The following is an 18,557-nucleotide window of genomic DNA, read 5'->3' as shown; positions in this document are numbered from 1 at the left end:
CCGCCGAGGTTCTGAACCGGTTCCGCGCGGAACTCGGCCGGCGACCGGCGATCCGGCTACCCGCACCACCCCGGTAATTGACCGATAAAGTGGCTCCGGAATTCCTGTCGATCATTTCAAGGGACGGCCGGGAGTTTTGTTGAAAGCGGGTCGTTGTTCACCTGTTCGAGGTGGGGCAGACTTCCTGCTTGCGGCGATGAACTTCGCTGACCGGGGACAAGCCATTGACCGAATGCGTGTGCCGTGTTCCGCGCGTTCCGTCTCCCTGCTGGTGCGCCCCGGTGTTGAAAGGTGTCGTAGTGTCCCGAAACCGATTGATGGGTGTCGTGGCCCTGTCCTGCCTCGTTTCCACGACCCTCTTCTCCGGCACCGCGTCGGCGGCGCCCGCCGCGTCGGAGTACCAGCCCGAGATGGTCACCGCCCTGGCGCGCACGCTGGGCGTCGACGAGTCGGCCGCGGTGCGGCGACTGGACCGCGAAGCCGACCAGCAGCGCCGCCTCGACGGCCTCGCGGCCCGGGGCGTGCGGGTCGACGGCGCGTTCTTCGACCGGTCCGGCACGCTCACCGTCAACGCCGACCGGGCGGCGGCGGCCGAGGTGCGCGCGGCCGGTCTCACCGCCCGCACGCCGGCCCGCGGCGAGGCCGCGCTGAACGAGGTGCAGGCCCACCTCGACCGGCTCGCGGCCCGGCAGGCGCCCGCCGGTGTCGCCTCGTGGGGCGTGGACGTGGCGGCGGACGTCGTGACGATCCAGGTCGTCGACCGCACCAGGCCGCCGGCCAGGGCGTTCCTGGCGGCGGCGGCCGAGCACGGCTCGAAGGTGCGCGTGGAGGAGGTGCCGCAGACGCTCTCCGCGCAGGCGGCGGTCTACCCGGGCAGCAAGATGACGATCAACGGTGGCTCGGGCTACTGCTCGGTCGGGTTCGGCGCGCGGTCCAGCAGCGGCGTGCAGTACCTGGTCAGCGCCGGGCACTGCGTCGCGGGCAACGCCTCCCTCTACTACGACGGCGTGCGGTTCGCCAGGGGCGCGGGCAGCCGGTACGCGCTGGGCTCCGACAGCGTCGACATGGGCGTGGCCCGGCTCGACGCGGGCAACTCGATCCCCACCCAGGTGGGCACCTGGGGCGCCGCCGGCCTGGTCCCGGTGAAGGGCGGCGCGAGGGGCGCGGTCGGCGCGTCGATCTGCAAGTCCGGCGCCACGACCGGCTGGACCTGCGGTTCGATCACCGGCTACAACCAGACCGTCACCTACACGGACCCGAACGGCGGCCCCTCGACCGTGGTTCGCGGGCTGGGCAAGTCGACCGTCTGCACGATGGGCGGCGACAGCGGCGGCGCCTACATCTCCGGCAACCAGGCGCAGGGCATGACCTCGGGCGGCCCGACCAACCAGCGGTGCACCTTCAACGGTGGCGCCCAGAGCGGGAAGTCCTCGTACTTCCAGCCGCTGAGCGACGCGCTGTCCTACTACGGGCTGACCCTGAACGTCGGCTGACAGAGAAGGGCATGAACGTCGATACCTCCGATCGGGGGTATCGACGTTCACCGTTTTGGGTGGTCATACTCGGTCATGGCAGCTCCCCAGCAACGACCCGGACCCGAGCAGGTCCTGAGCCAGGAGAAGTTCGCCGACGCCCTGCGCATCGCCATAGCGCGGCGCGACCTCACCCTCGACCGCATCCGCGCCCGGCTCGCGGACCGGGGCGTCGAGATCAGCATCGCCACGCTGAGCTACTGGCAGCAGGGCCGCAGCCGACCCGAGCGGCCCAACTCGCTGCGGGCGCTGCGCGAACTGGAGGGCATCCTCGACCTGCCGCCGGACACCCTGTTCGAGTTCCTGGAACCGCCCCGCCCGCGCGGCCGGCGCACCACCGGTGGCAGCCTGAGCATGGAGGACCTCTACGGCGCGGACTCGCCCATCCGCAGCGTGCTGGGCGGCCTCGACGAGCCGAACCCGGACGTCACCGTGCTGACCACCACCGAGGTCTGCTCCGTCGACGCCCGCCGGTCGCTGCGCCGCGTCTCGGCCACGCAGGTGCTGCGCGGCGCGGGCGACGGGTGCGACCGCTTCATCACCGTGCACGGCGTGGACGAGGGCGACGTGATGCCGTCGCACCTGACCGTGCGCGGCGGCGGCCGGCTCGGCGCGGTGAAGGTGGCCGAGGACAGCGGGTACGCCTCCGCCGCGATCGAGTTCGGGCGGGTCCTCGGCAGGAACGAGACCGCGGTGGTCGAGTACGAGTGGGTGATGGGGGAGAGCGACGTGCCCTCGCGCGGCCACGAACGCCGCTTCCGCACCGCCTGCGACGGCTACCTGCTGCGCGTCTGCTTCGACCGCGCCACCCTCCCCGCGCGCTGCTACGAGTACCGGCGCCCCAGCGTCGACGCACCCGCCACGTCGCGCCGGCGCATCATGATCGACCCGGCGGGCCAGGCCCACACCTACCTGCCGAAGTGCGAGCCCGGCGTGTACGGCATCGCCTGGGAGTGGGAATGACCCGCCCGTGACGCGGGCGCGCGGCGGCGGGTCGTCGCCCCGGACCCGCCCGCCCGGACCTCGACGTCGCGGAGGAGCGGGGAGGCCGGCCGTGACGTCGCGGTCCCGTCACCCCCGGCACGGGTCGGCGCGCACCCCACCGGGGAACTCAAGGTTCGTGCAAGGTTCGTGCAGGAGTGGTCCGCCAGACTGGTCGTGGTGGCCCGCCCGGGGGGGATCGGCAGAGGGGGCGGGCCACCATCGGGTGGCCCCCTCCCGTGCCGGAGGGGCTCAGTCCCCCGGCAGGACGCCCCGCGCGAAGGCGGCTTGGCCCACGTGCTGGAGGTCGTCCTCCACCACGCTGAGCAGCCGCACCGCCAGCGTCACCGGCGGGTCCCACGACTCGTCCACGACGCGGGCCAGGTCCTCGGGGCCCAGCCCGCGCACGTAGGCCGCGGTGCGCTCGTGCACCGCCCGGTGGTAGCCCAGCAGCAGGTCGGCGGGCGCCACGACCGCGGCGACCTCCCCGCTGTCGTGGCCGTAGCCGGTGTCCCCGTTCGGCAGCGGCAGGTCGAAGCGCCCCGCCCAGCCCCCGGCGGTCCAGACCTGCTCGGTGCCCGCGACCTCGGCCACGTGGTCGTCCTGCACGCGGGTCAGGTGCCAGACCAGCCAGGCGATCGAGTTGGCCGTGCCGCCGACCCGGTGCGCCAGCTGCCGCTGGGTCAGGCCGTCCAGCACGCGTTCCACCGACCCGCGGACCCGCTCGAACCCGTCCGCCAGCACGTCCACCGCGGTGACCTCGTCCATGCGCGCTCTTCCTCCAGCGGTCTCGACCGGGACGCTACCCGCTCGTCCATCGGGTGGCAGGTCGGCGGAGCCCGTTTTCCCCCTGGCGCGCCGGGTACCCGGCCGGCGAGGACCAGGTCGCCGCCGGATGGTTGGAGCCCGCCATGCTCAGCCGTGACGAGAAACGCCGGCTAGCCGAGATCGAGCGGCGGTTGGCCGCGGCCGACCCGGCGCTGGCCGAGGTGCTGCGGACCGGGTTGGCCGGGTCGGGCGGGCCCGCCAGGGCCGTCCTGGTCGTGTGCGCCCTCGGTGCGCTGCTGCTGGTGCTGGGCTTGCTGACGGCGACGTTCTCGCTGGTCTTCTGGAGCGTCGTCGCGTTCGTGTGCGCGGCCGGCGCGCACGTGATGAGGGGCGAGCGCGCGGGGCGCACCGGCTCGGGGGCGTGACCGGCTCGGTGGACCCGACCCTCCCGACGGCCGGCGAGGCCGTCGGGAGAGCCGGGCCCTCACCCCGGTGGAGCGCCGCGCTCACCCCGTGGTGAATACGACGTCCACCCAGTAGTTGTTGCCGATGTAGTGGCTGTCCGGGAACCCGGCGCCCGTCCGGTACCTGCCGTTCGCGTAGGGACCGGGCGCCGTCCACAGCGGTTCCGAGGTGAACGGCCCGCGCTTGCCGAAGTAGTCCCGGTTGACCGCGTACTGCCCGGTGGGCGAGTAGTAGGAGGCCACGTAGACCTGGCCCGCCTCCACGGGCACGGGGGCGTCGAAGGTCAGGGTCTGCCACCCGGAGGCGGTCTCACCGGTGAACGTGCCGGTCGCCAGCAGGACGCCCTGGTCGGTCCACAGCGAACCGGTGTGGGTGCCGGTGTCCCCGTCCCCCTTGTAGAACTTGACGGCGGTGACGGAGCCGGCCGCGGAGGAGCCGAACCGCACGCCCAGCTCGACCGCGACGCGCTGGCCGCCGGACGGCTCGTCGGGCACGGTCGCCTGGCTGAACAGCGAGCACGGGCACGCGGCCTGGGCCCCGGTGGTGAACGTCCACGTCGCGGTGGGCGCCATGACGTTGCCGTTGACGTCGGCGGCGAGCACGGTCGCGGTGTAGCGGGTGCCCGGCGCGAGCGGGGCGGCGGGTGTCCAGGTCACGGTCCTGCCGTCGGCGGACCGCGTCGGGGTGCCCGCCAGGCGCGCCTGGCCGTCGTCGGTCAGCAGGAACTGCGACGTCGCGAGGTCGACCGCCTCGCTGAAGCCCAGGGTCAGGCCGGCGTCCAGCCCCACGGACGTCGCGTCCGGGGCCGGGGTCCGGGTGTCGAGCACCGGCCGGGTGTGGTCGCCGTTCGTGCCGTGGCGGTAGACGACGTCCACCCAGTAGTTCGAACCCTGGTAGTAGGAGACGGGCATCCCGCCGCCGTAGCGGAACACGCCGTTGGGGGTGGCCGCGCTGTCGGACACGGCCTGGATGTGCCCGTAGCCGATGGGCCTGCGGGGGACGCCGAAGTAGCCGACCTCTATCGCGTAGTGGCCCTGGGGCGCGAAGTAGGACACCACGTAGGTCGTGTCGACCTCCACGACCACCGGGTCGTCGAAGAGCAGCGTCTGCCAGCCGGACGCGGTCTCGCCGGTGAACGTGCCGGTCGCCAGCCGCTGCCCGGTGGCCGACCAGAACGAGCCCGTGTGGGTGCCGTTGTTGCCCGCGCCCTTGTAGAACCGGACGCCCAGCACCTCGCCCCGGCTGGTGAAGTAGACCTTCGTGCCCAGCTCCACCGCCCCGGTGTCGCCGGTGGTGGTCAGGGCGGGCATCGCGAAGTCGTCCCAGATCGTGCACGGGCAGTCCGCGCCGCGCGGCGTGCCCGTGGTGAACGTCCAGGTGTGGGGTCCGACCGGGGTGCCCGTGGCGTCGTCGGCCTGGACCGACGCGGTGTAGGCGGTGCCCGGGGCCAGCGGCGCGGACGGGACGAACCGCGCGGTCGTGCCGGTCGGGAGGGACACCTGGCCGGCGACCGGGCCCGCGGGGCCGGCGAGGGTGAACTGGAGGGAGGGCTCGGCGAGCGCTTCGGTGAAGGTGGCGCTCACGGTCGGGGTCAGCGCGACGGTGCCCGCGCCGTCGACCGGGCTGGTGGCGGTCAGCGCGGCCGCCTGGACGCCGGGCTGGTCGGCGGCGGACGCGGGCGCGACGGGTGCCATGAGCAGGGCGGGCACGACCACCGCGATGGCGAGCAGCCGTGCCCGCGGTCTGCCTGATCTTCGGTCGGTTCCTGACGAAGGCATGGTTTTTTCGCCTTTCCCCTCGGGGCCGGGACGGCCCGCGGATACGTCGGGGATCGGTGGGCCCCGAGCCACCGTTACCGCTTTTTCCTCGGCTCTGCGGTATTCCACGGCACGGCGCGCGATCGGGGCGGCCGGCCGCGCGGTGAACCCGGGAGTGTGATCGCGGACCCCTGATATTCGGGGGTGGCAAGGGAAAGCGGCTTTTCGGCCGTGGCCGGCGCCCGGTCGGTGAGACCGATCGGGTGATTTCACCCCGTTCCCACCCCACTAATGTGAAAGGAAATCAACTTTTGGGGGTTCGACATGATCCGCCGTTTCCTCACCGCGGCCGCGGTCGCCTCGGCCGTGGCGACCGCGGTCCTGTCCGCCGCGCCCGCCCAGGCGATCCCGGTGTGCAAGGCCGGCTACCAGTGCACCAGGACCTACTACGCCGACAGCGCGTGGACCGTGGTGGTCGGCGGCTCCACGAAGTTCTGCGACGGCACGACCGACCAGTGGGGCCAGACGTCGCGGTACGTGGAGACCACGCAGGCCCAGTGCCAACCGGAATGACGCCCGTGTGCTGACGTGGCCGAACGCGGCTCCGCCGCGGACTTCGGGCCGGTTCGGCGCAACGGCATGTGCCGAACCGCCCAGTCCACGCGACTGCGAATGACACGTCCTGCGGCCGTTCGAGTGACTTCTGTAATGCCCCGCTCCCCGACGACGAAAGACCAGCGCAATGCCCCTGCCCCGTAGTGCCCGACCCCCGTAGTCCCGACCGGCCGACCCCTCGGCCGGGGTTGTGCCCCTGCTCGCGACCCTGCCCCGAGGAGACGACGTGCCGCGCCCGTCCAGACGCCTCTCCACCCTGTTCCTGGCCGTCCTGACCGTCGCCGGGTCGACGGCCGGCTACTCCGGCGCCCAGCCCCGGCCCGCCGCCCCGCAGCCGGTCACCCGGCAGGTCGCCGACCAGGCCCCCGAGCCGCCGCCCGGTGCCGCGTCCTACGCCTACGACGCCCTCGGGCGCCTCACCGGCGTCGTGGCCGCGGACGGCTCGGTCGCCCGCTACCGCTACGACGCCGCCGGCAACGTGACCGGCGTCGAGCGGCTCGGCACGCCCGCGGTGGCGGTGCTGTCGGCGGTGCCCGGCAGGGTGCGCCCCGGCGACTCCATCACCGTCACCGGCAAGGGCTTCACCACCTCGGGCACCACCGCCCGGATCAACGGCGCCCCGGCGCCGGTCACCTCCGCCAAGGCGACCGAACTGGTCGTGACCGTTCCCGACGGCGCCACGAGCGGCCCGCTGGAGGTCACCTCGCCGAACGGCACGGCCTCCCTCGACGGCGTCGTGGTCGTCGGCGACGACCGGCCCGCGCTGACCGGCTTCACGCCCGCGGCCGCCGCCCCGGGCGCCACCGTCACCCTCGGCGTCGTCCACACCGATCCCGAGTTCGCCAACAACCTGGTGCGACTCAACGGCGTCCTCGCCCCGGTCACCGCGCGCACCGACACCAGCCTCACCGTCACCGTGCCGCCCGGCGCGGCCTCGGGCCCGTTCTCGTTCAGCACCCCCGCCGGCACCGCGACCAGCTCCGCCGTCTTCGTGGTGCCGCCCTCGGGCGTCGCGCCGGAGAACATCGACTCGGCCGGCGCGATCCCCGTGGACACCGCGACCCAGGTCGCGATCCCCGCCGGGAAGTACGCGCTGCGCCACTTCGCGGCCGCCGACGGCGAGCGCTTCGCCGTGACGCTGAGCGGCGGCACGTTCGGCTCCTGCAACCTCGAAGCCCGCGCCTACGACGAGCGCAACCGGCAGACCGGCTCGGCGTCGTGCCCCGGCACGAACGGCTGGATCGAGACCGGCCCCGCGACCGGCGCGGGCCTGCGGACGATCGTGCTGCGCAACACCTCGGCCACCGCCGGCACCACCTCGGTGACCGTGCACCGGGTGCCCGCCGACCTCGACGCGGGCGCGCAGCCGCTGGACGGCACCGCGAAGACCGTCACCACCACCCACCCCGGCCGCAACGCCCACACCACGTTCCAGGGCACGGCCGGGCAGCGGGTGCTGATCCAGACGAGCGCCACGTCCTCCGGGTTCGGCTGCTGTGACCTGGACTGGTGGCTGGTCGCGCCGGACGGCACCCGGGTCGGGGCCGCGAGGTACGGCAACAGCACCCTGGACACCACGACCCTGCCGCAGACCGGCACCTACCTCATCCGGCTGGACCCGGCTCGCGGGCTCACCGGCTCGACCACGATCGCCGCGTGGAACGTCCCCGCCGACTTCGACGCCGGCGCGCAGGCGCTGGACGGGACCGCGAAGACGGTCACCTTCGGCAACCCCGGTCAGAACGGCTTCACCACGTTCCAGGGCGTCACGGGCCAGCGGGTCCTGGTGCAGACCAGCGGCACGTCCTCGGGCCTGGGTTGTTGCGACCTGGACTGGTGGTTGTCCGCGCCGGACGGCACGCGCGTCGGGGCCGCCAGGTACGGCAACAGCACGTTGGACACGATCGCGCTGCCGCAGGACGGCACGTACCGGGTGGTCTTCGACCCGGCCGCCGCTCTGACCGGCTCGACGACGGTCAGGGCGTGGACCGTGCCGGCCGATTTCGACGCGGGTGCGCAGGCGTTGGACGGGACCGCGAAGACGGTCACCTTCGGCAACCCGGGTCAGAACGGCTTCACCACGTTCCAGGGCGTCACGGGTCAGCGGGTGTTGATCCAGACCAGCGGCACGTCGTCCGGGCTCGGGTGCTGTGATCTCGACTGGTGGTTGTCCGCGCCGGACGGTTCGCGGGTGGGTTCGGCGAAGTACGGCAACAGCACGCTGGACACGATCGCGCTGCCGCAGGACGGCACGTACCGGGTGGTCTTCAACCCGGCCGCCGCCCTGGTCGGCTCGACGACGGTCAGGGCGTGGACCGTGCCGGCCGATTTCGACGCGGGTGCGCAGGCGTTGGACGGCACGGCGAAGACGGTCACCTTCGGCAACCCGGGTCAGAACGGCTTCACCACGTTCCAGGGCACGGCCGGTCAGCGGGTGTTGATCCAGACCAGTGCCACGTCGTCCGGGCTCGGGTGCTGTGACCTGGACTGGTGGCTGTCCGCGCCCAACGGCGCCCGGGTCGGCTCGGCCAAGTACGGCAACAGCACCCTGGACACCATCGCCCTGCCCGAGGACGGCACGTACCGGGTGGTCTTCAACCCGGCCGCCGCTCTGACCGGCTCGACGACGGTCAGGGCGTGGACCGTGCCGGCCGACTTCAACGCCGGCGCGCAGTCCTTGGACGGCACCGCGAAGACGGTGACGTTCGCCAACCCCGGTCAGAACGGGTACACGACGTTCCAGGGCACCGCGGGCCAGCGGGTCCTGGTGCAGACCAGCGGCACGTCCTCGGCGTTCGGGTGCTGTGACCTGGACTGGTGGTTGACCGCGCCCAACGGCGCTCGGGTCGGTTCGGCGAAGTACGGCAACAGCACGTTGGACACGATCGCGTTGCCGCAGGACGGCACGTACCGGATCGACTTCGACCCGGCCGCCGCCCTGGTCGGCGCCATCACGGTCAAGGCGTGGAACGTCCCCGCCGACTTCGACGCGGGCCAGCAGTCCTTGGACGGCACCGCGAAGACGGTGACGTTCGCCAACCCCGGTCAGAACGGGTACACGACGTTCCAGGGCACCGCGGGCCAGCGGGTCCTGGTGCAGACCAGCGGCACGTCCTCGGCGTTCGGGTGCTGTGACCTGGACTGGTGGTTGACCGCGCCCAACGGCGCCCGGGTCGGTTCGGCGAAGTACGGCAACAGCACGTTGGACACGATCGCGTTGCCGCAGGACGGCACGTACCGGATCGACTTCGACCCGGCCGCCGCCCTCGTCGGCGCCACGACCGTCAAGGCGTGGAACGTCCCGGCGGACCTCGACCTCGGCCCCCTGCCCCTCGACGGCACGGCGAAGCCCGTCACCTTCACCAACCCCGGCCAGGACGCCTTCGCCACGTTCACCGCCGCCGCCAACCAGCGCGTCGTCATCACCTCCACCGGCACGTCCTCGGCGTTCGGCTGCTGCGACCTGGACTGGCAGCTCAACGCCCCCAACGGCAGCCGCGTCGGCGCGGCCAAGTACGGCAACGGCACGCTGGACGTCACGCTGCCCTCGGCCGGCACGTACCGGCTGGTCGTGATGCCGACGGCCGCGCTGGTCGGGTCCGTCACGTTCACCGCCACCCGGCCCGCCGGCGCCGCCTCCGCCAGGACCGAGCTCACCCCGGCGGAGACGCAGGCCGAGACGCAGGCCCGGCCGGCGACCACACCGGCCGCCCGCAAGCCCGACGCCGCCCGCAACGTCGACGACCCCCGGCCGACGCGCCCCGCCCCCGGTCGGGTGCCCGCCGACCTGCGCTCGCCGAACGCGGCCACCCCGGACCGCACCCCGGAACCCGACCTGGCCCCGGCCTGGTCACCCGACCAGGGCAACCTCGACGGCGTCGACTGGGCCACCCGCCGCCCGGACCCCGAGCCGGTCACCGACCTGGTCGCCGCGCCCGGCAAGACGGCGGTCAGCGGCCACGTGCGCGGCCTCGACGGCGCGCCGCTGCGGGACATCCCGGTGCGCGTCGACGACGTCCGCACCACCACCGACGCGCAGGGCCGCTTCCTGCTCACCGGCGTCCGGACCAACGCCACCACGCTCGTCGTGGACGGCTACGCCGCCGAGACAGCCCCGGTCCGCTACGGCACCTTCCGCATCCGCGCCAAGGTCCGGCCGGACGTCACCACCCCGCTGGACGCGCCGGTCTGGCTGCCGCGACTGGACATGCGCAACACGGTCAGGATCGGTGCGCCGACCACCCGCGAGACCGTGCTGACCACCCCGGACGTGCCGGGCCTGGAGGTCCGCGTCCCGGCCGGGTCCGTGGTGCGCGACCAGGACGGCAACGTGGTGCGGGAGCTGGGCATCACCGCCATCCCGGTGGACCGGCCGCCGTACCCGCTGCCGCGCAACGGCATCGTGCCCACGTACTTCACCGTCCAGCCGGGCGGGACGTCGATCTTCCCGGACGGCGCGTCGGTGGTGTACCCGAACTACACCGACCTGCCGCCCGGCGCCGAGGTCGACTTCTGGAACTACGACCCGGCCGACAAGGGCTGGTACGTCTACGGCAAGGGCCGCGTCGACGACGGCGGCACGCGCGTGGTGCCGGACGAGAAGACCCGGCTGTGGACCCTCGACGGGGCCATGTTCAACACGCCCGGCAACCCCAAGCCGCAGAAGCCGTGGTGGCAGGACCTGATCGACAAGCTGTCCGGTGACCCGGTGGACCTGTCCACGGGCCTGCTCACCGACTCGCACACCGACCTCGGCCTCGGCGACACCATGCCGATCTCGCTCACCCGCATGTACTGGCAGGGTGACGGCCAGGTCCGCGAGTTCGGCCTGAACTCCGGCGCCGACTTCAACATGTTCCTGGCCTCCGAGCGCCAGTACCAGGAGGTCGACCTCTACACCCCCGGCGGCGGTCGGGCGCACTACGCGCGCACCTCGCCCGGCACGGGCTACAGCGACGCCGTGTTCGGCGCGGTCGGCTCACCGGGCCGCTACACCGGCTCCACCATCGCCCAGGTCGACGGCGACTGGGTGCTGACCCTGCGCGACGGCACCAAGTACTTCTTCCCCTGGTACGCCCGCGCACGCGCCATGCAGGACCGCAACGGCAACCAGGTCACCTTCATCCGGCCGAGCGGGGCCAACGGCGAGGTCACCCAGATCGTCTCGCCCAACGGCCGCTGGATCTCCCTGGAGTACGACTCGACCAACCGGGTCGTCGCGGCGCGCGACAACATCGGTCGCGCCACCTCCTACACCTACGACACCGCCGGCCGGCTGGCGACCGCCACCGACGTCGCGGGCAAGGTCACCACCTACACCTACGACAGCGCCAACCGGATCACCCGCATCACCGACGCGCGCGGCGTGGCCTACCTCGACGTCGTCTACGACGCCAACGGCCGCGTCCAGCGCCAGGACCTCGCCGACGGCGGCACCTTCCGGTTCGCCTACACGCTCGACCCGGCCGGCGCGATCACCGAGACGCGCGTGACCCAGCCCAACGGGGCGGTCCGCCGCGTCACCTTCGACGCCAACCACATGGTCGCGACCGACACCGCGGCCCACGGCACGCCCCTGGCCCGCACCACCACCTACGTGCGCGGGCCGGACAACCGGGTGGACGCGGTCGTCGACCCGCACGGCAGGCGCACCGGGTACACCTACGACGCGGCCCAGCGGATCACCCGGACCACCGGGCTGGCCGGCACCGCGGACGAGTTCGTCGGCGGCGAGGTCACCTACGGGCCGTTCGACCGGCCGCTGAGCACCACCGACCCGGCCGGCCGCACCACCACCTACACCTACGACGCCAAGGGCAACCCGCTCACCGTCACCGACCCGGCCGGCCTCGTCACCGCCACCACGTGGACCTCGACGGGCCAGGTCGCGAAGGTCACCGAGCCCGGCGGCGGCGTCACCTCGTTCACCTACGAGGCGGGCGGCGCGGTCGAGGCGAAGGACCCGCTGGGGCGCGTGACCCGGAACTTCGTGGACGCGGCCGGGCGGCTCGTGCAGGAGACCGACCCGGCCGGCGCGAAGTCCCTGACCGCGTACGACGTGTTCAACCAGCCGGTCACCGTCACCGACGCGCTGGGCGGGGTGAGCCGCTTCGCCTACGACGACAACGGCAACCTCACCTCGTACACCGACCAGCGCGGCAAGACCACGCGGTGGACCTACGACGGCCAGGACCGGCCGGTGTCCACCACCGACCCGCTCGGCCGCACCGCCACCACGACCTACGACGCGGCGGGCCGCGCCACGGCCTCGGTCAACCGCTCCGGCACCCGCTCGGAGACCGCCTTCGACCTGCTCGACCGGCCGACCTCGACCCGGTTCGGCGTCACGGGACCGCAGGCGCAGGAGTCCCGGCTCACCTACTCCTACAACGCGTTCGACCGCCTGACCGAGCTGCACGACACCGCCGGCGGCACGCTCACCAGCACCTACGACGCGCGGGACCGCCTGCTCACCACGACCGGCCCGAACGGCACCGTGGGGTACGGCTACGACGAGGGCGGCAGGCAGACGTCCACCAGCCTGCCCGGACTGCCCACCACCACCTACACCTACGACGACTCGGGCGCGTTCACCGGCGTGGCGCGGGGTGGCGAGGCCACCACGGCGACCCGTGACGCCGCGGGCCGGGTCGGGACCCTGACCCTGCCGGGCGGCTGGACGCAGACCTACGCCTACGACGCCGCGGGCCAGGTCACGGGCATCTCCTACGCCCACTCCGGCACGCCGAAGGGCGCCCTCGCCTACACCTACGACCCGGCCGGCCGGCGCACCTCCGTGACCGGCGACCTCGCCGGGGTGGTGCTCCCGGCGGCCCGCGCCGACCTGGTGTACGACGACGCCAACCGCCTGATCTCGGCGGGCGGCGTCGCGCTGACCTACGACGCCGACGGCAACCTGCGCGGCGACGGCGCCACCACCTACTCGTGGAACGCGCGCGGCAAGCTCACCGCCACCAGCCGCGTCGGCCTCACCTCGACCTACTCCTACGACGCGGAGGGCACCCGCACCGCCCGCGTGGTCGGCGGCGTCACCACGAGGTTCGTCCACGACGGCGCGAACGCGGTCGCCGAGCTGGACGCCGGCGGCGCGGTCACCGCGGCGCAGCTGGCCGGGGGAGTGGACCAGTGGTTCGCCCGCACCGCGGCCGGCGTCACCGACACGACCCTCACCGATGTGATCGGTTCGCCGATCGCCCTGGGGCGCGGCGACGGGGCGGTGGCCGCGACCACGGCCTACGACCCGTTCGGCACACCCGTCGCGACCGGCGACCGCCGCGGCTCGGACCTCGCGTTCACCGGCCGCCAGGACGACGGCACGGGCCTGATGCACTACCGGGCCCGCTACTACAGCCCGGCGTTGCAGCGGTTCGTGTCCGAGGACCCGATCGGCATCGCGGGCGGCACGAACCTCTACGCCTACGCGGCGAACTCGCCGACCAACCTCACCGACCCGTCCGGCCACAACCCGCTGCTGGTGGGCTGCCTGGTCGGCGGCCTGCTCGACGGCGGGATGAACTACGCGGGCCAGCGCCTGTCCGGCCGCAAGGTCGACTGGGGCGGCGTGGGCGCGGCGGCGGCGGGCGGCTGCGCGATGGGCGCCCTCGGCGGGCTCGGTGGGCTGGGCCGGGCGGGCAAGGCGCTCGACGCGATGCCGCCGTTCCCGAAGGCGCTGACCCAGGGCCGCAACGCCGACGCGGGCGTGGACGTCTACCAGGGCCTCCGCAACGGCGACCCCGTGTACTCGGGCATCACCAACGACCTGAAGCGGCGGGGTAACCAGCACTCCGGCCGGGACTTCGAACTCGACCCGGTCACCAAGAGCCCGGTGACCCGCGGCGAGGCCCGCGCCATCGAGCAGGCCCTCATCAACCGCAACCGCGGGGAGAACAAGATCAACAGCATCAGCCCGAAGCACCCGTACTACGATCAGGCCGTGAAGTGGGGTGAGGCGTGGCTGAACCGGAACCATCGCCGGTGAACCTGGTCGCGGGCACGGGCTCGCGCAAGGCGGTGCGACCGGGCGACGTGTTCACCCTGGAGCTGGCCGACGGCAGGCACCTGTTCGGTCGGGTCGTGGGCGCGGACCTGCCCCGGGGGCGGGCGCCCATCCCCGGCGCGTACCTGATCTACCTCTACGACGCGGTGTCCGGCTCGCCCGAGCCGGACCTCGCCCGCCTGCGCCCGGACGCCCTGCTCGCGCCGCCCCTGTTCATCAACCGCCTGCCCTGGACCAAGGGCTACTTCCGCACCGTCGCCCACCACGACCCCGCCCCGGCCGACCTGCTGGAGCGGCACTGCTTCCGCACCAGCGGCGGGGAGCACCTCGACCGGGACGGGCAGCCGACCACCCACACCGAGCCGTGCGGCTCGTGGACCCTGGCCGGGTACTTCTCGGTGGACCGCGAGATCGGCCGCGCCCTCGGCCTGCCGGTCGTGGGCTACTCGCGGTGAGCCCCACCCGCCGCGCCTTCCTCGCGGGTGCGGCGCTGACCGCGTTGGCCGGGTGCGCGGCGGACCCGGCGCCCGTCGGGCACCCGGCCCTGCGCCGCCCCCGGCGGGCGGGGGCGGTGGCGTTCCTGCGGACCGGGGCCGCCGCGCCGCTGCTGGAGCTGCGGGGCGAACCCGACGTCCTGGTGGGCCTGGGCGCCCGCCTGGCGCCGGGCACCCCCGGCCTGACCGCCATGCCCCCGTTCCCCGGCGAGGTGCTGATCCCGGAGCGCAGCAACACCGACGCGTTCCTCCAGGTCGAGGGGGACGACGAGGAGGAGTGCCGGGAACGCCTGGCGGGGCTCCTGGCCGCCCTGCCCGACGCGCGCGCGACCTGGCAGACCACCGTCCGCCGCGACACCGTCGACGGCGGGTTGCAGCGCAACCCCTTCGGCTTCGTGGAGGGGCAGACCAACAGCGGGTCGGTCCTCCTGCCCACCGGTGACGCGCTCCTCGCGGTGCGCGTCATCCGCTTGGCGCACCGGTCCTGGGACGCCGACACCCCGGAGCACCACCGCCGCGTCATCGGCCGCCACCCGGACGGCACCTGGCTCGACGGCGCCCCCGCCCACGCCGACCCCGGCTACGCCGCGGACCCGACGGGCGCGGTGATCCCCCTGGACTCGCACGTGCGCGCCATGAACCCCCGCACCCCGGGCGCGCCGGCGCCCCGGATGCTGCGCCGGTCCTGGGCCTACCAGGCCCCGCCCACCGCGCAGGGCACCCCGGACGAGGGCGTGCTGTTCATGGCCTTCCAGGACGACTTCGGGAAGGGTTTCGCCCTGGCCCAGTCCCGCATGGCGGGCGACGCCCTGCACCCGTACCTGCTCACCGTCGGCGGCGGTTACTACGCGGTGCCGACCGCCGGCTGACCGCCTGTCGTCCGCCGGGCGGGCGCGAACGTCGTCCTGCCCGGGACCCCGCCCGCCGACAACGGGCAGGAAGCGATCACCTACGGCGTGGTCGTGTGCGAGTCGGCCGACTCGCACGACAGCCGCACCCCCCAGGAACCCACCTCCGCCACCACCTTCACCGTCGTCACCGACCCCGACACCACCGACATGCCGGCCCGCGCCACCGTGCCGGTCCACAACAGCGCCGGCAACGGCCCGCCGGCCCAGTACCTGGCGCTCGTCTGACCGACACCGCCGGCGCGGCCCGAACCCGCCGGTGGTCCAGCGCCGCGCCGGTTTTGTCGGTGCCCCCCGATAGCGTGGGCGCAGTTCACGTGAAGGGGGAGCGAACGCATGTCTGCCACGACGTACCTGGAGCTGTCGGAGGCCGGGGACGGCGCGCACAAGTTCTACGAGGTGCGGGTCGACGACACCGAGGTCACCATCACCTACGGGCGCATCGGGGAGCAGGGGCAGGTCAGGAGCGCGACCTTCGCCGACCACGCCAAGGCGCTCAAGGCGGCCGAGAAGAAGATCGGCGAGAAGGTGCGCAAGGGCTACGCCCCCGCCGTCAAGGGCGCGCGCCAACGCCGGTCGGTGAGCCGGCGGCAGATCGTCAGCACCCGCTCGACCGCCCGCCAGGCGCCGGTGCTGTGGCAGTTCGCCTCGGGCGCCCCGGCGTTCGGCATCTTCATCGGGGAGGACCACGCCTGGGTCGGCAACGAGAACGGCGACGTCTACACCCTCACCCACGACGGCCGGGTCACCGGGCGCTTCGGCCTGCCCGACGCGGTCAAGTGCATCGTGGCCGACGGCTTCTGGATCTACGCGGGGTGCGACGACGGCCAGGTGTACGACCTGGGCGCCAAGGTGCCCCGGGTGGCCTACGAGATCGCGGACGACGTCGACATCTACTGGCTCGACATCCACGACGGCGTGCTGGGCGTGTCCGACCGGCAGGGCCGGGTGACCGTGGTGGACCACGAGGACGAGTTCCAGTGGTCGTGCCCCGCCGACGGCGACAACGCCTGGATGGTCCGGTGCGCGCCCGAGGGCGTCTTCCACGGCCACTCCGGCGGCGTCACCCACTACACCGGCCGCGGCCACCGGGCCTGGCACGCCGACACCGTCGGGGAGGTGCTCTTCGGCTGGCAGGAGCGCACCGAGGTCTTCGCGGGCACCAGCCTGGGCCGGGTGCACCGGTTCCGCAAGTCCGACGGGCGCAAGACGGCCGACTACCTCTGCGACGCGCCCGTGTTCTCCTGCGCGACCTCGCCCGACGGCGAGTTCGTCTTCGCCGGCGACAACCACTCCTCGGTGTACTGCTTCGCCGCCGACGGGACCCGGCTGTGGAAGCTGGCCACCGGGTGCGGCTCCGCGTTCTCCATGCAGTACCGCGACGAGCGGCTCTACCTGGTGACCACGAACGGGTCGCTCGCCTGCCTGGACGCCGGCCCGGCCGCCGTGCGCTCGGCCGAGCAGGGGCAGCTCCCGCCGCGCCAGGACATCAAGGCCGGCAGCATCGCCCGCGTCGAGGCGACCGCGGAGGTGGAGGTCGTCTCGCACGTCGCCCCGGGTGAGGGCGTCGTCGTGGAGTGCGTGCGGGAGGGCGGCCGGATCAGGGTGCACGTGGTCTCCGACGGGTACGACCGCTCGTGGGGCGTGCAGTTCCCGAAGCACATCCGCGTGCCCGGCGCCCGGTACCTGGTCTCCGAGGTGCTCACCTCGGCCGGCGGGTCGTTCTACCGCACCCGGGGCGAGATCAAGCGCCTCCGCTGAGCGCCCCGGCGGCACCCCCTGCCCCGTACCCGGTTGCGGGGCAGGGGGTGCCGCCGTTTCGGCCACGCCGAAGCGGGCAAGTGGCGGCGGGGTGCTGAGCCGATCGGCCGCACCACCGCCACTCCGCCCCCACCGGCCCGCCGTTCGGGCGGGGAAGCGCCACCGCGCCGTCACATCGGCAACCCGTGCGCACGATTCCCCGCGGCGTTGCCCGCCGAACGCGGCGGCGGTTATGTTCGATCGGTGTGGTCCGAGCCACACCTGGTCGAGGGGGTGCCCCGCCGGTGAGCGCACGGATGGCCGCTGTCGTCCTCCGCCGGTTCGGCGGGCCGGGAGCGCTGCGGGTGGAGCAGGTCGACGAACCCCGGTGCCCGCGGGGCGCGAGCCTGGTCGACGTCTCGTTGGCCGGGGTCAACTTCGACGACCTCGAACACCGCCGCGGCGCGGAACCAGGACTGCCGCTGCCCGCCGTGCTCGGGGTCGAGGTGGTCGGGCGGCGCCGGCGGGACGGGCGGCGGGTGGTGGCGCTGCTGCGCCGGGGCGGCGGGTACGCCCGGGTGGCCGCCGCCGTCGACGCGCACTGCGTGCCCGTGCCCGACGACCTCGACGACGCGCAGGCCGTGGCCCTCTTCGAGCAGGGCGCCACCGCCTACGGCGCGCTGCGCCTGGCGGGCCGGCTGCGGGCGGGCGAGTCGGTCGCGGTGACCTCCGCGGCGGGCGGCGTCGGGCACCTGGCGGTGCAGCTCGCGGTGGCGATGGGCGCGAAACCGGTGGTCGGGATCGCCTCCACGGCGGCCAAGCGGGCGGTGGTCGCCGAACTCGGCGCGGACGTCGTGCTCGCGCCGGAGCAGGTCGGGGAGCTGCGCGCGGTGACCGGCGGGCGCGGCGCGGACCTCGTGGTGGACGGGACCGGCGGCGACCAGGCGAGGGCGGCGCTGCGCGGCCTGGCGCCGTTCGGGCGGCTGGTGTCCTACGGCTGGCGCGGCGGCGCGGCGGGCTGCGGGTGGGTCGACGTCGGCACCGAGGAGCTGGTGGACGGCTCGGTCGGGGTGGCCGGGTTCTGGATGCGGCACGTGGTGGACGACCGGGCGCTGCTCACCGGCATCGCCGACGCGCTGTTCGACCTGGCTCGCGCGGGGGCGCTGACCGCGCGGATCGACCGGGTGGTGCCGCTGGCCGGGGTCGGCGCGGCCCACGCGGCGTTCGCCGCCCGGCAGACCGTCGGCAAGGTGCTCGTCGACGTGCGGGAGGTGGGCTGA

At 73.8% G+C, this 18,557-nt stretch carries 12 protein-coding genes; 10 read left to right on the top strand and 2 right to left on the bottom strand.

The window, feature by feature from the left end; genetic code table 11:
- Positions 1-299 precede the first annotated feature (299 nt).
- Both ACFP3R_RS24345 and ACFP3R_RS24340 read left to right on the top strand, forming a co-directional pair.
- A complete protein-coding gene (locus ACFP3R_RS24345; protein WP_380638707.1) occupies positions 300-1,493 on the top strand; it encodes a S1 family peptidase in 1,194 nt (397 codons plus the stop codon).
- Positions 1,494-1,568: 75 nt separating this feature from the next.
- Positions 1,569-2,495 carry a helix-turn-helix domain-containing protein gene (locus ACFP3R_RS24340; protein WP_380638706.1) on the top strand — a complete coding sequence of 309 codons (927 nt, stop codon included), beginning with the start codon at positions 1,569-1,571 and terminating at the stop codon, positions 2,493-2,495.
- Positions 2,496-2,765: 270 nt separating this feature from the next.
- Here ACFP3R_RS24340 and ACFP3R_RS24335 read toward each other — a convergent pair whose 3' ends face one another.
- On the bottom strand, positions 2,766-3,281 hold the full coding sequence (locus ACFP3R_RS24335; protein WP_380638705.1) for a mycothiol transferase: 516 nt from the start codon (positions 3,279-3,281) through the stop codon (positions 2,766-2,768).
- Positions 3,282-3,424: 143 nt separating this feature from the next.
- Between ACFP3R_RS24335 and ACFP3R_RS24330 the strand changes: the two genes are divergently transcribed.
- A complete protein-coding gene (locus ACFP3R_RS24330; RefSeq protein WP_380638704.1) occupies positions 3,425-3,706 on the top strand; it encodes a DUF3040 domain-containing protein in 282 nt (93 codons plus the stop codon).
- Positions 3,707-3,787: 81 nt separating this feature from the next.
- Here ACFP3R_RS24330 and ACFP3R_RS24325 read toward each other — a convergent pair whose 3' ends face one another.
- A complete protein-coding gene (locus ACFP3R_RS24325) occupies positions 3,788-5,524 on the bottom strand; it encodes a DUF4082 domain-containing protein (RefSeq protein WP_380638703.1) in 1,737 nt (578 codons plus the stop codon).
- 303 nt (positions 5,525-5,827) lie between these two features.
- Between ACFP3R_RS24325 and ACFP3R_RS24320 the strand changes: the two genes are divergently transcribed.
- The 7 genes from ACFP3R_RS24320 to ACFP3R_RS24290 all read left to right on the top strand — a co-directional run bounded on the left by ACFP3R_RS24320 (position 5,828) and on the right by ACFP3R_RS24290 (position 18,557).
- Entirely contained in the window at positions 5,828-6,076 is a 249-nt protein-coding gene (locus tag ACFP3R_RS24320; protein ID WP_380638702.1) for a DUF6289 family protein, read from the top strand.
- Between the two features lie 268 nt (positions 6,077-6,344).
- Positions 6,345-14,117: an RHS repeat-associated core domain-containing protein gene (locus ACFP3R_RS24315; RefSeq protein ID WP_380638701.1), complete on the top strand. Its 7,773-nt coding sequence runs from the start codon at positions 6,345-6,347 to the stop codon at positions 14,115-14,117.
- The gene (locus ACFP3R_RS24310; protein ID WP_380638700.1) at positions 14,090-14,590 is read left to right on the top strand and encodes an immunity 26/phosphotriesterase HocA family protein; all 501 of its coding nucleotides are present in this window, start codon (positions 14,090-14,092) and stop codon (positions 14,588-14,590) included. Before ACFP3R_RS24315 ends, ACFP3R_RS24310 begins: the two co-directional genes overlap by 28 nt.
- Positions 14,587-15,498 carry a Dyp-type peroxidase gene (locus tag ACFP3R_RS24305; RefSeq protein WP_380638699.1) on the top strand — a complete coding sequence of 304 codons (912 nt, stop codon included), beginning with the start codon at positions 14,587-14,589 and terminating at the stop codon, positions 15,496-15,498. The genes ACFP3R_RS24310 and ACFP3R_RS24305 overlap by 4 nt, the downstream gene beginning before the upstream one ends.
- 87 nt (positions 15,499-15,585) lie before the next feature.
- Positions 15,586-15,765: a hypothetical protein gene (locus tag ACFP3R_RS24300; RefSeq protein ID WP_380638698.1), complete on the top strand. Its 180-nt coding sequence runs from the start codon at positions 15,586-15,588 to the stop codon at positions 15,763-15,765.
- Between the two features lie 108 nt (positions 15,766-15,873).
- Positions 15,874-17,298, top strand: a complete 1,425-nt coding sequence (locus tag ACFP3R_RS24295; protein WP_380638697.1) for a WGR domain-containing protein — start codon at positions 15,874-15,876, stop codon at positions 17,296-17,298.
- Between the two features lie 284 nt (positions 17,299-17,582).
- Positions 17,583-18,557 (top strand): quinone oxidoreductase family protein, encoded by a 975-nt coding sequence (locus ACFP3R_RS24290; RefSeq protein ID WP_380638696.1) that lies wholly within the window; start codon positions 17,583-17,585, stop codon positions 18,555-18,557.

Source organism: Saccharothrix lopnurensis (assembly GCF_042658445.1).
In the GTDB taxonomy this organism is placed as follows: domain Bacteria; phylum Actinomycetota; class Actinomycetes; order Mycobacteriales; family Pseudonocardiaceae; genus Actinosynnema; species Actinosynnema lopnurensis.
This window is presented reverse-complemented; position numbering and strand designations above follow the sequence as displayed.

Excerpts from the sequence above, each read along its gene's own strand:
- ACFP3R_RS24330 (WP_380638704.1), top strand. The coding sequence starts at position 3,425 with ATGCTCAGCCGTGACGAGAAACGCCGGCTAGCCGAGATCGAGCGGCGG.
- ACFP3R_RS24335 (WP_380638705.1), bottom strand. The coding sequence starts at position 3,281 with ATGGACGAGGTCACCGCGGTGGACGTGCTGGCGGACGGGTTCGAGCGG.
- ACFP3R_RS24325 (WP_380638703.1), bottom strand. The coding sequence starts at position 5,524 with ATGCCTTCGTCAGGAACCGACCGAAGATCAGGCAGACCGCGGGCACGG.
- ACFP3R_RS24340 (WP_380638706.1), top strand. The coding sequence starts at position 1,569 with ATGGCAGCTCCCCAGCAACGACCCGGACCCGAGCAGGTCCTGAGCCAG.
- ACFP3R_RS24320 (WP_380638702.1), top strand. The coding sequence starts at position 5,828 with ATGATCCGCCGTTTCCTCACCGCGGCCGCGGTCGCCTCGGCCGTGGCG.
- ACFP3R_RS24295 (WP_380638697.1), top strand. The coding sequence starts at position 15,874 with ATGTCTGCCACGACGTACCTGGAGCTGTCGGAGGCCGGGGACGGCGCG.